14 protein-coding genes, 2 tRNA genes and 1 pseudogene are annotated in these 14,825 nt (G+C 58.0%); 9 read left to right on the plus strand and 8 right to left on the minus strand.

All coding sequences use genetic code 11. From position 1 onward, the window contains the following. Positions 1–149: 149 nt before the first annotated feature. Positions 150–226 (plus strand) — tRNA-Arg (locus tag ACCD02_RS14875). An 89-nt stretch (positions 227–315) separates the two neighbouring features. On the opposite strand, the gene bamE is transcribed toward ACCD02_RS14875, so the two are convergent. Next, positions 316–822 carry an outer membrane protein assembly factor BamE gene (gene bamE, locus ACCD02_RS14880; RefSeq protein ID WP_413303028.1) on the minus strand — a complete coding sequence of 169 codons (507 nt, stop codon included), beginning with the start codon at positions 820–822 and terminating at the stop codon, positions 316–318. A 320-nt stretch (positions 823–1,142) separates the two neighbouring features. Here bamE and mgtE point away from each other — a divergent pair, with 320 nt between their 5' ends. Then, positions 1,143–2,585, plus strand: coding sequence for a magnesium transporter (gene mgtE / locus ACCD02_RS14885; RefSeq protein ID WP_413303030.1), 1,443 nt, complete (start codon positions 1,143–1,145; stop codon positions 2,583–2,585). A gap of 135 nt (positions 2,586–2,720) precedes the next feature. Here the strand turns inward: mgtE and ACCD02_RS14890 are convergent, their stop codons facing one another. The 3 genes from ACCD02_RS14890 to ACCD02_RS14900 form a co-directional block, all read right to left on the minus strand. Further along, positions 2,721–3,053: an Arc family DNA-binding protein gene (locus ACCD02_RS14890; protein ID WP_259105592.1), complete on the minus strand. Its 333-nt coding sequence runs from the start codon at positions 3,051–3,053 to the stop codon at positions 2,721–2,723. A 368-nt stretch (positions 3,054–3,421) separates the two neighbouring features. After that, entirely contained in the window at positions 3,422–3,607 is a 186-nt protein-coding gene (locus ACCD02_RS14895) for a PA3371 family protein (RefSeq protein WP_413303032.1), read from the minus strand. 30 nt (positions 3,608–3,637) lie between these two features. Continuing rightward, positions 3,638–3,862 (minus strand): hypothetical protein, encoded by a 225-nt coding sequence (locus tag ACCD02_RS14900; protein ID WP_413303034.1) that lies wholly within the window; start codon positions 3,860–3,862, stop codon positions 3,638–3,640. A gap of 321 nt (positions 3,863–4,183) precedes the next feature. Between ACCD02_RS14900 and ACCD02_RS14905 the strand changes: the two genes are divergently transcribed. The 4 genes from ACCD02_RS14905 to ACCD02_RS14920 all read left to right on the plus strand — a co-directional run bounded on the left by ACCD02_RS14905 (position 4,184) and on the right by ACCD02_RS14920 (position 7,642). Next, positions 4,184–4,260: transfer RNA gene (locus ACCD02_RS14905), tRNA-Arg, on the plus strand. Positions 4,261–4,709: 449 nt separating this feature from the next. Further along, positions 4,710–5,849, plus strand: a complete 1,140-nt coding sequence (locus ACCD02_RS14910) for a mandelate racemase/muconate lactonizing enzyme family protein (RefSeq protein WP_413303036.1) — start codon at positions 4,710–4,712, stop codon at positions 5,847–5,849. A gap of 42 nt (positions 5,850–5,891) precedes the next feature. Continuing rightward, positions 5,892–7,187: an MFS transporter gene (locus ACCD02_RS14915; RefSeq protein ID WP_413303038.1), complete on the plus strand. Its 1,296-nt coding sequence runs from the start codon at positions 5,892–5,894 to the stop codon at positions 7,185–7,187. 200 nt (positions 7,188–7,387) lie between these two features. Further along, a complete protein-coding gene (locus tag ACCD02_RS14920; RefSeq protein ID WP_413303039.1) occupies positions 7,388–7,642 on the plus strand; it encodes a DUF1652 domain-containing protein in 255 nt (84 codons plus the stop codon). 77 nt (positions 7,643–7,719) lie between these two features. On the opposite strand, the gene ACCD02_RS14925 is transcribed toward ACCD02_RS14920, so the two are convergent. Both ACCD02_RS14925 and ACCD02_RS14930 read right to left on the minus strand, forming a co-directional pair. Then, positions 7,720–7,929 (minus strand): DUF2188 domain-containing protein, encoded by a 210-nt coding sequence (locus tag ACCD02_RS14925; protein WP_413303041.1) that lies wholly within the window; start codon positions 7,927–7,929, stop codon positions 7,720–7,722. Between the two features lie 375 nt (positions 7,930–8,304). Beyond that, positions 8,305–9,777, minus strand: a complete 1,473-nt coding sequence (locus ACCD02_RS14930) for an MmgE/PrpD family protein (RefSeq protein ID WP_413303043.1) — start codon at positions 9,775–9,777, stop codon at positions 8,305–8,307. A 118-nt stretch (positions 9,778–9,895) separates the two neighbouring features. On the opposite strand from ACCD02_RS14930, the gene ACCD02_RS14935 reads away from it, so the two are divergent. The 3 genes from ACCD02_RS14935 to ACCD02_RS14945 all read left to right on the plus strand — a co-directional run bounded on the left by ACCD02_RS14935 (position 9,896) and on the right by ACCD02_RS14945 (position 12,807). Then, on the plus strand, positions 9,896–10,795 hold the full coding sequence (locus ACCD02_RS14935; RefSeq protein WP_413303045.1) for a LysR family transcriptional regulator: 900 nt from the start codon (positions 9,896–9,898) through the stop codon (positions 10,793–10,795). A gap of 173 nt (positions 10,796–10,968) precedes the next feature. Further along, positions 10,969–11,538, plus strand: a complete 570-nt coding sequence (locus ACCD02_RS14940; protein WP_413303047.1) for a TetR/AcrR family transcriptional regulator — start codon at positions 10,969–10,971, stop codon at positions 11,536–11,538. A gap of 36 nt (positions 11,539–11,574) precedes the next feature. Beyond that, the gene (locus tag ACCD02_RS14945) at positions 11,575–12,807 is read left to right on the plus strand and encodes an MFS transporter (RefSeq protein ID WP_413303049.1); all 1,233 of its coding nucleotides are present in this window, start codon (positions 11,575–11,577) and stop codon (positions 12,805–12,807) included. A gap of 122 nt (positions 12,808–12,929) precedes the next feature. Here ACCD02_RS14945 and ACCD02_RS14950 read toward each other — a convergent pair whose 3' ends face one another. Together ACCD02_RS14950 and ACCD02_RS14955 are read right to left on the minus strand one after the other, a co-directional pair. Beyond that, positions 12,930–13,802: a methyl-accepting chemotaxis protein gene (locus ACCD02_RS14950; RefSeq protein WP_413303417.1), complete on the minus strand. Its 873-nt coding sequence runs from the start codon at positions 13,800–13,802 to the stop codon at positions 12,930–12,932. Then, positions 13,785–14,582, minus strand: a pseudogene (locus ACCD02_RS14955) (MCP four helix bundle domain-containing protein); the annotation flags it as partial. The pseudogene ACCD02_RS14955 and the gene ACCD02_RS14950, both read right to left, overlap by 18 nt. Between the last annotated feature and the right edge of the window lie 243 nt (positions 14,583–14,825).

Below are 14,825 nucleotides of genomic sequence, written 5' to 3' on the forward strand. Positions count from 1 at the left end.
CACTCGTAGCTCAGCTGGATAGAGTACTCGGCTACGAACCGAGCGGTCACAGGTTCGAATCCTGTCGAGTGCACCATTTACAAGGTTGTTTACAGTAATGTAGATAACTGGCTTCAACCAGGGGTAATCTGGTTTATCAAGTACCACCTGCACTCGTAGCTCAGCTGGATAGAGTACTCGGCTACGAACCGAGCGGTCACAGGTTCGAATCCTGTCGAGTGCACCATACACCAAAAAGCCCATATCGAAAGATATGGGCTTTTTGCTTTTTGCATCTTTTTAATTTGAAATGAGATTTTGTAGGAGCTGCTGTAGCTATTTCTTACCCTTCACGCACCCATCCTGATCAAACGCCACTCTATTGCTGCGGCCTTCCTTGCTCTTGTAGGTGTAGTGCAGCTCGCCATTGCGGTTGGCAATGGTATCGGGCCTGCCCAGCATATTTTCCACGTCGCGGCGGGTCATGCCTGGCGGCGTCTGTCGATTCATGATCGCCTTGCGCCGTTGTTCGGCGCTCAGGCGGTTCCCGCAGCCATCCTGCCATTCGCCGACAACCAGAATTTCCTCTTCCCTGGCCGGCCTGCCAATGCTCCTGCTGCTATATCGCTCGTGCCTTTCGGCAGGTGGCAGTAAGGCGAGGCCGCCTCCAGGGGGCGGATTGTAGGCATGCTGCACGGTTCGTTCGTGGTTGATAGGGCAGGACAAGGTAGTGAAAGTGATATGGCCTTGAGCATCTTCGCAACGATTGACTGTGGTGGCTGGGGACAGGGCAGGCAGGCAAAGCAGGGTGGCAAGCAGCAATCCTGGGCTGTAGGCTGGCATTCGACGTCCTCCTTGACGACAGAGCAACAGCCTAGCCAACAGCTTTTTTTCCGGCGAGCGTGTTTTGTTGGCTGAATGTAACGTCGCACTATTAATGTTTCTTCGTTGACTCAAGTGTGTGTTGCAAGCATTTGTTTCAGGTTGAATTTTGTCGCCTCCGGCATGCCCAAGCGGTGTATCATTGCGCCCGTCAGCCCCGCCGGGGCTTGTGGAAAACCTCCATGGACTTACCCAGTAGTTACTTGACCTTACGATTCAACAATCATGCACTAACTGATTGATCCCCCGGCGTGCTCCTCCGCTGGGGGTGGAGTTCGCCTATGACCGAAATCGAAGTAAAAAAAACGCAGGAAAGCTTGCAGGATCGTCTGGCTCAAGTCGTCGAGCTGCTGCAGCGCCAGCGTGTTGTCGAAGACCTGACTCATCGCCAGGAAGGTCAGAACCAGGATCGTGTGGAAAACCTGGTACACCGGCAAAATCTTGTCGAGCTGCAACGCAAGCTTGATGACCTGCACTCTGCTGACGTTGCCTATATCCTCGAAGCGTTGCCCCTCGAAGAGCGTCTGACGGTCTGGCAACTGGTCAAGGCCGAGCGCGACGGCGATATTCTCCTCGAAGTATCCGATTCGGTTCGTGAAACCCTGATCGCCGATATGGACGATCACGAGCTGTTGGCGGCGGCCAAGGAAATGGACGCCGACGAACTGGCCGACCTTGCCCCCGAGCTGCCTCGCGACGTTGTCCATGAGCTGATGGAAGCTCTGGACGTACAGCAACGCGAGCGTGTGCGTTCGGCGCTGTCCTATGAAGAGGATCAGATCGGTGCACTGATGGACTTCGAGATGGTGACCATCCGCGAAGATGTCAGCCTCGAAGTGGTTTTGCGCTATCTGCGTCGTCTTAAAGAACTGCCGAGCCACACGGACAAGCTGTTCGTTGTCGACTACGACGGCATTCTCAAAGGTGTGCTGCCGATCAAGCGCCTGCTGGTCAACGATCCTGACAAGCAGGTTGGCGAGGTCATGGCCAACGATCCTGTGAGCTTCCACCCGGACGAAGACGCCTACGATGCGGCCCAGGCCTTCGAGCGTTACGACTTGATTTCGTCCCCGGTGGTGGACAAGAACGGCAAGCTGATCGGTCGTCTGACCATCGATGAAATGGTCGACCTGATCCGTGAGGAGAGCGAGAGCGAAGTGTTGAGCATGGCCGGTCTGCGCGAAGAAGAGGATATCTTCGCCTCGGTCTGGCGCTCCCTGCGCAACCGTTGGGCGTGGCTGGCAGTCAACCTGATCACTGCGTTTATTGCTTCGCGGGTCATCGGCCTGTTCGAAGGCTCCATTGAGAAGCTGGTGGCGCTGGCGGCGCTGATGCCGATTGTGGCCGGTATTGGCGGTAACTCCGGGAATCAGACCATTACCATGATCGTGCGCGCCATGGCGCTGGACCAGGTCAGCACCGGTAATACCAGCCGCTTGTTGCGCAAGGAGTTGGCGGTTTCCCTGATCAATGGTGTGATTTGGGGCGGGGTGATCGGTATTGTTTCCTACCTGCTCTATAACAGTTGGTCGCTGGGTGTAGTGATGACTGCGGCGATGACCCTGAACCTGCTGCTGGCGGCATTCATGGGTGTGACCATACCCATGGGCCTGGCCCGCCTGGGACGCGACCCGGCCATGGGTTCGAGCGTGATGATCACGGCGGTAACCGACAGTGGCGGCTTCTTTATCTTCCTGGGCCTGGCGACGATTTTCCTGATGTAACCGGATCTCTAATCCCGGTCCAAAAAATGCCCCGCATCCTTTGATGCGGGGCATTTTTATTTGAGCTGCGGTTGGTTTGCGTCGGGCACAAAAAAGCCAGCAATCGCTGCTGGCTTTTTGTTGTAGCTCTGCATATCAGGCTTCGGCTTCTGCTGCAGCCATTTCGGTATCGTGAGCGATCAATGCAAGCAGAGCGTTCTGTTGGCGGTGGGCCAGTTGCCGAAAACGTTGCAGCAACTCGCGTTCGTGCAAGGACAACTCAGGGCTGTCAAGGCGCATGCTTGGCTCTTGGCCAAAGGCGCCTTCCTGAACCAGGCTCTGTTCGAGTCGAGCGATGATTTCGGAGTTCATGCTGCGGTGGTGGTTTTTCGCCACTTCAGCTATGTGTTCACGCATGCCGTCTGGCAGACGTACAACGAACTTGTCAGCCGTGCGGCTGGAATAAACAGCCTGTTTTATTGGGCGCATATAGTTAACCGGTGAGTTCAGAGGAGCGGTTCTCGCAATTGGCCGCAAGGTGTCATGTTCAGACAGCCACATTGGCAAAATGTTCAACCTGGATTGTCAATTGAGGTCGGCATCATGCCCCAAACTGCCAGATCCTTGGCGTCAATTCTGTGACCAAATATTGACTCAGGTAACGGCGATTTGCCAGCACCAATTATCAGAATTGCGAGCGGTTTTGCAAAGCACCCTCAGCAACGCTCATCTGACAGCCGTTTAAATCGCCAGACATTTTGACGGATGATGGCTATGTGTCTTCAGCGTAGAAGGTTGCGGGGCAATTACGAGGATTTGCCGACAAACGCGGCAAGAAGGTGTGGGACCTGCACCGTTCAGCGCAGGACCGGATCAAACTTGAAACGGCGCCCGACGATCAACGCGAGGATAAACAAAGTGAACAAAACGCCGGCGATGATTCTGGACAGGGTGACGATGGCGGGTGCCTGATCGGAAAGCAGGTAACTGACCATGACGGCTATCGCAGTCAGGATCGCGAACGACAAGGCGGATTTCGACATGACCCAGGCTCCTTCGTGGACGGCAAAACGCTAGAAAACCCAGCGTTGGGTGGTGCCAGGTGTGGTCTTCTCGCTATCGTTGGCCAGCAGCGTGCTTGCAGGCGCAGTGCGAAGCGCCAGGCGAGTCGCTGGTTGCGTCAAGTGCGGTTGCGATTGAACAATGACCTGCTCACTCCGGTCGTCGGTGCCCGAGAAGTGCAGTGTTGCCAAGGTAGCCAGGGCTGCGACGTTGAGTGCGCAAAGGAGCATGTTCATTTCGAGTACCTCCGCTTCATGCTGTATTTTTTGGGGGGGGTGTCCACGAGGATAAACAGTGCAGTCTGCATGCCAATTTTTTTTGAGATAAATATCTATATAAATCAAATGGTTGCATTGTTTTATGGGCGGCTGTGCATTGCGTTTTGCAATGATAGCTTTTTGCTGTGTTGCAAATTGCACGATGCTGTCATGCAGCCCTGTCTTTCAGACAGGTACTACAGCGCTGCAGGCCAATGACAACATGACAAAACCGGCCCTTATCGCTAAGATGCACGCCGTTCTGACTGATGCCATTCGTGTGTCAGTCCAGCGCTCAGTGTCTCAGTAGCTCAATTGGATAGAGCATCCCCCTCCTAAGGGGAAGGTTGGCAGTTCGAACCTGCCCTGGGACACCATTCTTCAAGGGCTTGCGCTACCAGCCTTTCTCCTCGTGCAACTCGCCGCAGTGCTGTGGATGCTTGCTTCAAACAGGCACCTGACAATCGGCGAGATCATGATCATAACCGCCAACGACTGCGTCGGGTGGCCCGTCCTTTGGGCTCAGCGAGCAGTAGCTACTACGGCGACCCTGGCAATTACATGCTGACGCTAAGCGGAGAATCCTGACTCACGCCCAGGCGACGATCAGCCGCCTGGCTTGTCCTGCTTGAACGAGTCGGGCGCAGCGAGGCGAGGCTGAATGACGTGAGTCGGCGGAAGATCCTGTTGCCCCGGCGCGACTGTGAGTAACGCGCTTGCCGCGCGAAGATTTCAAAATGTTTCATGGTTCTCTATATAGTTGTACGATAACGTATGAGTTCTTTTTCACGCCCACAAATCCAATAACACTGGGGGAGAGCGAGCTGTGATCATTCATAGTATCGAAATCATCCGTATCAGCATGCCGTTCACTGCCGGTGCCGTACAGCGCCATAACCATGGTCAGGCCAAGGACGACGATGCGTTCAACGCTGCTTCGCCGACTCACCGCAGGATGGAAAGCCTGATGCTCAAAGTCACCACTGATACCGGAATGGTGGGGTGGGGTGAGGCGTTCGGGCATGGTTCCAATCCTGTCACTTTCAAAGCCTTGTCTGATGTCGTCGGGCCGATGTTTATCGGTACGCGGCTTGCCGAGCGTGAACAGACCCTTGAAAAGGCCAGGCGCGCGCTACACGGTTTCGGCTCAACCGGGGCCATGGTCTACGCACTTTCTGGTATCGATGTTGCGCTATGGGACCTCGCCGCTCAGCAGGCCGGTGTGCCGCTCTATCAACTGTTGGGTGGGACGGCGCGTACGCTGGAGCTGTATGCCAGCCTGGTCAGTTATGGCAATGATCCGGCCGAGGTGCATCGCCAGGTCAGCCGTGCCCGGGAGCTGGGTTTTCGCAAGATCAAACTTCACGAAACCCGGGTCGACGCCATTGCTGCGGCCCGCTCGGCGCTGCCCGTAGCGGCGGGTGAGTTGATGGTCGACGTCAATTGCCCATGGTCGGTGCCCGAAGCCAGGGATATCGCCCGGCAACTCAAGTCTCTGGAATTAACCTGGCTGGAAGAGCCCGTCTGGCCACCCGATGATGTCGCCGGCCTGGCCCTGGTGCGCCGTGAAGGCGTGCCGTTGTCCGCCGGCGAAAATGCTCCCGGAGTGCAAGGCATCAAAGCATTGCTTGAGCAACAGGCGGTCGATGTCCTGCAGCCCAGCGTGGCGAAAATCGGCGGCATAGGGGCAATGCTCCAGGTCTTTGCCCTGGCCAGGGAGCACGGTGTGAAGGTAGTGCCGCACTGTTTCTACTTTGGACCCGGGCTGCTGGCGGTGGCGCACCTGTGCACTCTGCTGCCTCAAGAAGTGGCAGTGGAAGTGCCATTCATTGAATTCGAGCGCCTGCTGTATCCGGCGCTGGCATTCACGCCGCGCATGGATCTGCCTTCTGTCCCCGGTCTGGGTTTTGCTCCTGATGTACAGGTGATCGAGGACTATTGCGTCGAGCGTGCTCTGATCGTGTAAGTCCGCGCTGCTGTTTCTCTTGATAAAAAAGGCCATAGAAAAATGAAAGGCAACTATCGGTGGTACATCGCCGGCCTGCTGTTCTTTGCGGGCATGCTCAATTACCTGGATCGTGCAGCGCTCTCAGTGGTCGCGCCGCTGCTCAAGAGCGAATTGCACATTGATGATGCGCAGATGGGCTTTATCTTCAGCGCCTTTTTCATCGGTTATTGCGCGCTGTGCTTTATTGGTGGATGGGCGGCCGACAGGTACGGGCCGAAAAAGGTGTTCGCCTGGGCGGCGGGCGGCTGGTCGGTCTTTTGTGGTTTGACTGCAGTCATTACCGGCTACGTGCAGTTGCTGATTTTCCGGGTGTTGTTCGGCATGGGCGAGGGGCCCATGGGCACCACCACCAATAAAGCCATTACTAACTGGTTTCCCCGGGAAGAAGCGGGGCTGGCGCTGGGGCTTACCAACTGCGGTCAACCTCTGGGTGCGGCGGTGGCCGGCCCGGTGGTAGGCCTGGTTGCGTACAACTATGGCTGGCGTGTGTCCTTCATCGTCATCGCGGTGCTTGGGATCTTATGGCTATTGGCCTGGCTGACGATTTTCAAGGACTCGCCCGAGCAGCATCCGAAAGTGTCCCCTGCCGAGCGCGAGTTGATCAGGGTCAGCCGCGAAGAAGTGCTGGTGGAAAGTGTCGCAGAGGGCCGCAGCCTGTTCAGCTACATTTTCTCGGCACCGGTGTTGGCAGTGGCGACTGCGTTCTTCTGCTTCAACTACGTGCTGTACTTTTTCCTGACCTGGTTGCCCAGCTATTTCATGGATTATCAGCATCTGGATATCAAAAGCATGAGCATCATCGGGGTGATCCCCTGGCTGGGCGCGGCAGTGGGCTTTCTGGGCGGTGGCTATGTCACCGATGTATTGGGCAGGAAGCTGGACAACGTGATTCGCGCCCGCAAAATCATGCTCACAGTAGGCCTGGGTGTTGCGGCGGCCTGTGTACTGATTACCACACAGGTGGCTTCGTTGGGGATGGCGGTTGCCTGTATCACCGTGTCCAGTATTTTCCTGTTTGTGACCCCGCAGATTTGCTGGGGGCTCATTCAGGATATCGTGCCGAAGAACCGTGTCGGCGGCACCGGAGGCTTCGTTCACCTGCTGGCCAATCTTGCCGGCATCATTGCGCCGACCTTGACCGGATTGGTGGTGCAGTACGGTGGCGGTTACAACGTCGCTTTCGTCATTTCGGCCGCCGTTTGTGGAGTAGGGATGGCGGTAGTGGTGCTGGCGGTGAAGGGGGTGAACCATCGGGCGTCGGGCCCTGTAACCGGTCAGGCGCCTGTGTCCGACTGATACCCTCGCCGGTCTGGAGCGGATCGCGCAGGGGGCGAGCTTTGCGTATCCGGACATCTTCGAAGGTATGGAGTGAGGCGACAGCAGGTCAAAGAGTGAACGTTATTGACGTATTTCCGGCGTCAACAAACCGCATTGATGTGATTATAATTTTCGGACTGATACCTCAGGCATCCATTCAATAAAAAGCGAGGCCCGAAATGATCTCCAGCCTGGAGTTACGTCACATCATTGAAGCGGCGTTTCTACCGACAAAATGCGCCTGTACCATCAGTTCCGACGGCAGCATGACGATTCAATTGACCAGCCCGGAGAACGCCGAGGAGCAACTTACCGTAACGGGTATCGATTCCGCATCGCTGGCCAGCAGCCGCTCCATCGCTGCCCTTGTGGCCGAACTCAAGGAAGAGTTGCGGCTCGGGCGGCTCACCATCCAGGAGCGTGTGCAGGCGTGAGCAGAGCTATAACCCGTTGAACAATGGCCGCGAGCACTGCTCGCGGCCATTCTGTTACGGCGGCCGGCAGGCCGGGGTCAATGCAGCTGCGACGGCTGTTGCGCGTGTGGCGTTTGCGCCGGTTTTTCCTTGTAGCCAGGCAACGATGCGGCGAAGGCCAGGGCTTCCTCTCGAGAACCGAAAGAACCCAGCCGGTCAGACTTGGTACAGACTCGCCAATCACCGCTACTGGCACTTATCACTTCATAGCCATTCATATGAATCTTCGTGAGCGTTGGAGCAATCATGATCACCTCCTGTGCCCGCCAGATGTCGGGCGTGCTTGTTGGAGGGGATCCGCCATTGCTCGTTCTGCCGAGCGTGCCCAGCGGTCGTACCTTTCGTCGGTAGTTGCAAGTGTTGGACGTTAGTCCTTGATCGCCCGGGCCGCGAAGACTTCCCTGAGTACCGGCACGGCAGACATCGCTTTCGGCCAGCCGACGTAGAACGCCAGATGAGTCACCACCTCGCTGGCTTGGGTCTGAATCGATGGCTTTTGGTGGGAGCGGCTTCAGCCGGGAAAGCGCAGGCAGAAACTAGATATTTCCATCATCTGTCACATCGCCTTCCCGGCTAAAGCCGGTCCCGCAAAAGCAATTCCTACAGGCCATAAGAGGAAAAAACTACACCACCGCCGCCTTGGCAATCTGTGCTGCACTCTCGAGTTTTTCCACCGACCAGCAAGTGTCGATCAGCTTGCGCACCTGGGCGTCGGGCAGGATGCCTTTGGCCAGGTCGCTGAATTTGGCTTCCAGTTGCTGATCGCTCATTGGCACTTCGAGACTGCCCATCGCATGCTCAATATATTTATGCAGCGTGCGTCCGTCTTTCAGAGTGATGGTCATATCGACCTGCTCCGGCTTGATAGCCGGATCGATCGTTGCGACGACTCGTTCGCGCAGGGCGACGACCTTGGGGTCGTTGACCGCGCGGTCGCTGTACTGGCGCTCCCCGGCGGCGCCTTCGATGATGGCCACGGCCACCGAATGGTAGATGCTGAACTTGCCTTCCAGGCCGATTTTCGGGGTTTTCTTGCCAGTCAGTTCGATGACCAGCGGGTGAACCTTGAGGTCGATGCGGGCGATCTGGTCCTCGCTCAGGTTGTACTCATTGCGCAACTGGATCGCCGCATCCAGTGCCGGGTGAATGACGATGCCGCAGGCGAACGGCTTGTAGGTGTTAAGCGCCGCTTCGTAGCGCTGGCCCAGGCCTTCGGTGATTTCCCGGTAATCCTGCTTGGTACTGATGGTATTGGCCCAGCCGCGCTTGGCTTCGATCATGCCGTCCGAGCTGGTGTAGTCCTTCGCCGCCAGCAGTGCGGCGAACAGGCCGTTGCTGGCAGCCCGGCCGGGGTTGAAGCTCTTGTTCATCGAGCCGAAGGATTCGCGCAGGCCCACCGGTTGCGATGCGGCCAGGCCCAGGGCCCAGACCATCTGTTGCTCGCTCAGGCCGAGAATCTTCCCGGCTGCTGCCGCTGCGCCGAACACCCCGGCGGTGCCGGTGATATGCCAGCCGACGTCGTAGTGGTTCGGGTATACCGAGTTGCCGATGCGGCATTCGGTTTCCACGCCCAGTATCAGGGCATTGAGAAAATCCTTGCCGGACACCGGATGGTATTCGGACAGCGCCAGAATTGCCGAGACCACGGGGCCAGCGGGATGGATGATGGTTTTCAGGTGCGTGTCGTCGAAATCGAAGATATGGCTGGCCACGCCATTGAGGAACGCGGTGTTCATGATGTCCAGGCGTTCCGAGCGGCCCAGCAGGCTGGCCTGGGCGGGCCCGGAGAAGGGTTTGAGGGCAGACAGTGCCCGCTCGACGGTCTCGTGACGGGAACCGCCCACGGCCACGCCAACCCAGTTGAGCAGAGTGCGAGTGCCTTCCTTACGGACATTGGCTGGCAGATCCTCATAACGGGCGTTGACCAGGTAGTGCGCGAGGATACGGGTCACCGGTTCCGGCGCGGCGGGGGCTTGGGCAGGATTGTTGATGGTTTCTCCTTGCGCCAGGGCGGACAGGGAAATGCCCGAAGCGGTTGCGGCAATCGAGGCAAATGCGCCCGCTTTCAGCAGGCCGCGGCGATTGATCGTGCTCATGGGAAGGTGTGCTCCATTATTTATGATTGTCTGTTTGCACGTGCTCGCAGGGCAGCACGGGCCAATCATGGCGTCACGGTGCTAGCATGAGAATTGCAATAATCTTATGGATCTATGCATGGCGAACATGAATCTGGAAATGAGCGACCTGCGGGCCTTTGTCGCGGTCGCCGAACTGGGCACTTTCAGCGCTGCTGCCCACGATTTGCATTTGTCGCAACCGGCCCTGTCACGACGCATCGCCAAGCTGGAATCCAAGCTCGGTGTGCGCTTGCTCGAACGCACCACGCGGCGGGTCGACCTGACGGCTTTTGGTCGGGATTTCGCGCGCAAGGCTCGGGATATCCTCAATAGCCTGGACGAGTCATTGCTCGGCCTGGGCGAGGTGGCGGGGCGCATGAACGGCGAGGTCACGGTGGCTTGCGTACCGTCAGTGGTGCGCTATTTCATGCCGCAGGTATTGCGCGAGTTTCATGAAAAATACCCGCGCATCCTCATCCGGGTAATGGATGAAGGCGCCAGTGAGGTGCTGTCCAGCGTGGTTCGCAGTGAAGCCGATTTCGGCCTGAACTACATCGGCGTGCAGGAGGCCAATATCGAGTTTCAGCCGGTGCTGAAAGAGGCCTTCGTGGTGGCCTGTCGCCGTGATCATGTGTTGGCCAGTCGCGAGCATGTCAGCTGGAGCGAGCTGGGGCAGTACGATTACATGAGCGTGGCCAAGGCCAGCGGCAACCGTTTCCTGCTGGACCTGGCCCTGGCGGATATCCCGGATCTGCCGCGAGCGTTCTGCGAGGTGCGGCATGTCATGAGCGTGGTCAGCCTGGTCGAGGCGGGAGTGGGCATTGCCGCGGTTCCGCGTTTGGCCATGCCGGAAGACGATCACCCGTTATTGGTCAGCGTGCAGCTGGTCGATCCGGTGGTCAGCCGTACGGTAGGACTGATTCGGCGACGTGGTCGGGTGTTGTCGGCGGCGGCACAGCAGCTTTATGAGCTTATCAACGAAAAAAGCCGCCAGTAGATGGCACCTTTCATAAGGCGAACTGTTATCAGGAGTCGGTAGTGCCCGGCTGACAGGTCCTTGCTCGCCAATGACGTTTATCGGATGAATATCGCCGAAAGGTGCGCAGGAAACGTTTTTATGCTGTTATTAGGTTTACCGGTCAGTATAGTTCTGCCCAGAGGTGAATCCGAATGAACAGTAAATCTGCCGACAACAATCAACGCCTGGTCAATGCAGCCGCCGAACTGTTTCTGCGCGACGGTATCCATGCCACCGGCATTGCCGCCGTCGCCGAGTACGCTGGAGTGTCGAAAATGACGCTCTATGCACACTTCGCTTCCAAGGACGAACTGATCGTCGCCTACCTCGACCAGCGCAACGAAGCCTGGAACGCGGCGGTGGATGCCAGCCTCGACAACATTGCCGGGCCAGCAGAAAAACTGCTAGGGCTGTTCGATCTGTACCGGGAGTGGCTGCTCAAGGGCAATGCCCGAGGCTGTGCCTACGTCAATTGCGCCGCCGAGTTTCCCGAGCGCGATCATCCGGTGCGCCAGGCTGTGGCCCGGCACAAACAGAGTGTCAGGGCGCATTTGTTGAACCTGGCTACGGCAGCGGGTCTGAACGATCCCCAACTCGTTGCTCAGCGCCTGTTCCTGCTGCTCGAAGGCGCCTTTCTGACCGGCGCACTGGAAAACGATGACGGCGTTTTCGATGTGGCCCGTCAGTTGGCCAGTGAGTTGATCAACAACGCTTCCCACTGAATCAGACACGTACCTGCAAAGGAGGCTGTGATGCGCATGAACGCTGCAATCGTGGTGTTGTTGACGGGCCTGGTCGGCGCCACCTTCGGTTTTGGTATCTACCTGTTTGCCCAACTCGTCCCGGACATGCGCGCCAGCCTGGGCTTTGATCTGTCCTGGGTCGGCGCCATTACAGCGTCGGGGCAGTGCGGCTATCTGGCCGCGGCGCTGCTGGCGGCATGGCTGACGCCGCGAATTGGCGGCGGTCGGGTGATCTTTGTCTCGGGAGTGGTCTGCGCCGTTGCGCTGATGTTGATTCCACTGACTGACAATATCCTGTTGATCGGCGCGCTGCTGACCCTGCTGGCGGCCACTGCGGCTACCATCTTCGTGCCCATGGTCGATGTGGTCTCGAAAGTGGTGAGCTGGCGCTATCGGGGTATGGCCATGGGCCTGGTTTCCAGTGGTACCAGTTATGGCGTGTTCGTCAACAGCCTGTTGGTGCCGGTTTATGCGCCTCAGGGTGAATGGCGGATGGTCTGGTGGTGGGTCGGGGTGTTGACCGTGGTCATGAGCGTTATGGTGCTGTGGACGTTCAAGCGCAGCGGGCTGTTCGGCAATGAGGTTGTCGAGCCTGCGCCTGTGACGATTGCCCCTGCTTCCTTCAAGCGCCTGGGGTTTCTTGACTGGATCAAACCGTGGGTGCTGATCGTCTGGGGCATGAATTTCCTCATGGGTTTTTCCACCTTTCCGTTTCAGAACTACCTGTCGTCCTACCTGCGCAGCGAGCTGGGTTTCGATGTGTCCTACACCGCGCAAATCTGGGCGGCCATAGGCTTTGTCGGCATGTTTGCCGGCCTGGCGGTGGGCATGCTCTCGGACCGTATCGGCCTGCGTACGACCATGGTGCTGGTGTTTATCAGTGTGCTGCTGGCGGCGCTGATTTTTGTGTTCCAGCCCGCTGGTTACTGGCCGTTGGTGGCGGGGGTGTTGTTCTCGGCGGCGTTCTACCCGATCTTCGGCTTGATTCCGGCCTATGTATCCAAGCTCGCGACATCCGCCTCTATGGCCGTGGCCATCTTTGCCATCGCCAACGTGATGCAGGGCACTGGCGGCATGCTCGGCAACTATGGCGCGGGCCTGCTGGCCAGTCATAGCGGCAGCTTTGCCGGGGTCTACGGGGTGATTGGTGTGGTGGCGGTGATGCTTGTCGTGCTGACGCTGATGCTGCCCGGTGAAGCCCGGCACGCCGCAGTCGAAACCGCGCAGCCTTGCACGTCATCATTGTGAACAGGACTTGTGGCACAACCGGGCAAGACTGTCTCGCTGGTGCTGCGCAGCGGCAGTCGAGCCGGTTGTTCAAGTTGCACGCTCAAACGCAGGTGCTGGCAGATCGCGTCAATCGATGCCGCTTACAGACTGAAGCGTGAAACCATGCCATTGAGATCAACGGCGAGGCGGGTCAGCTCGCTGCTGGCGGCGCTGGTCTGGGATGCGCCGTCCGACGATTGCGCGGACAGGTCGCGGATATTGACCAGGTTGCGATCCACCTCGCGGGCGACTTGCGCCTGTTCTTCGGCGGCGCTGGCGATGACCAGGTTGCGCTCGTTGATTTCAACGATCGCCGTGTTGATGGTGTCCAACGCCAGGCCTGCGCCCTTGGCGATGCTCAGGGTCGACTCGGCGCGTTCGGTGCTGTTGCGCATCGAGTTAACGGCCTGCTCGGTGCCGCCCTGGATGCTGCCGATCATGCGTTCGATTTCACTGGTGGACTGCTGGGTGCGATGGGCCAGGGCCCGCACTTCATCGGCCACCACGGCAAAACCGCGCCCGGCTTCACCGGCGCGTGCCGCCTCGATGGCCGCGTTGAGCGCCAGCAGGTTGGTCTGATCGGCCAGGCCGCGGATCACATCCAGCACCTTGCCGATATCCCGGGATTCATCCGCCAGATTGCCGACCAGGTTGGCCGTGCTCTGCACATCAGCACTCATGCGTTCGATGGCCGTGACGGTTTCCTGGACCAGATCACGGCCGTCGCCTGCCGAGGTGGTGGCGTGCTTTGAGGCTTCGGAGGTGCTCACCGCGTTGCGCGCCACTTCTTCCACGGCACTGGTCATTTCGTTGACAGCGGTGGCTGCCTGTTCGATTTCGTTGTTCTGCCGGGCCATGCCCCGTGCACCCTCCTCAGTAACCGCATTGAGCTCTTCGGCCGCCGACGCCAGCTGCGTTGCCGAGCCGGATATGCGCATCAAGGTATCGCGCAGTTTCTCCTGCATCTTGTCCATCGCCAGCAACAGGCGACCGGCTTCATCACGGCCGTCGACCTTGATCGCACGGGTCAGGTTGCCCTCGGCAATGGTCTCTGCCGCTTCAAGGGCCGAGGCAATCGGCCGGGTGATGCTGTTGGTCAGCAGCCAGGCGAACAGCATGGTCAGTACCGTGGCAACGATCAGCAGGCCCACCACCAGGTTGAATGCCGAAGAATACTGGTCGGCGGCATTGTCATTGGTGGTCTTCAACTGCTTGCTGTTGATCTCGTTCAGCCTGGCCAGCACGGTATTCATCTGGTCAGAGTTGCTTGAGGATTCGCCATTGAGCAGCTTGGTCATTTCCTCGACATTGCCCGCGCGGCTAAGGCTGATAAGACGTGCCTCGATCTGTCGGTACTCACCCAGCAGCCGCACATAGTCGGCGTAGGCCGTCTGTTCTTCCGGGGATGCGATGAGTTTTTCGTAGACCGCCTGGGCGTCGCTGATCTGCTTGTTGCGAGTGGCGAACAAGGCGATGGTGTTGTCCTGTACCGCCGCATCGCGGTTGGTCAGCAGGCGATAGGACAGTACCCGCAGGCGGATGCCGGTCACGGTAAGTGCATCCAGGTTCTGGATACTTGGCACACTGTTTTTTGCGACCTGATCGCCGGCGTCGCGGATTTTGCTCATTTGCGACAAGGCGAAGATGCCAAGAATCAGCATGAGTGCGCCGATCAGAGAGAAGCCCAGGAATGCGCGAGGGGCAATGTTCATGGATCGAAGGGACATAGTTTTTTCCAGGGGAGTGGGGCGCATTCCGTGCGAGCGGGGAGAAAGATGAAAAATTTTAATAAGTATCGGTCGTACGACGACAGTCTTGAGACGCAAGTAGACGATGTGCCGCAACTCAAGACGGCGGGGGAGTAGGGGCGCACTTAGTGATGAAACAAAGACCAGGACAGGCTCTTGCGCTGCAATTGCCTGACAAGTCGTAACCTTATGAATTTTATTGTTTTTATTGTTATGACGATCAGTGCTGGTCTCGCTACGACAACATGG

This window comes from Pseudomonas sp. Pseusp88 (assembly GCF_047303955.1).
GTDB lineage: Bacteria > Pseudomonadota > Gammaproteobacteria > Pseudomonadales > Pseudomonadaceae > Aquipseudomonas.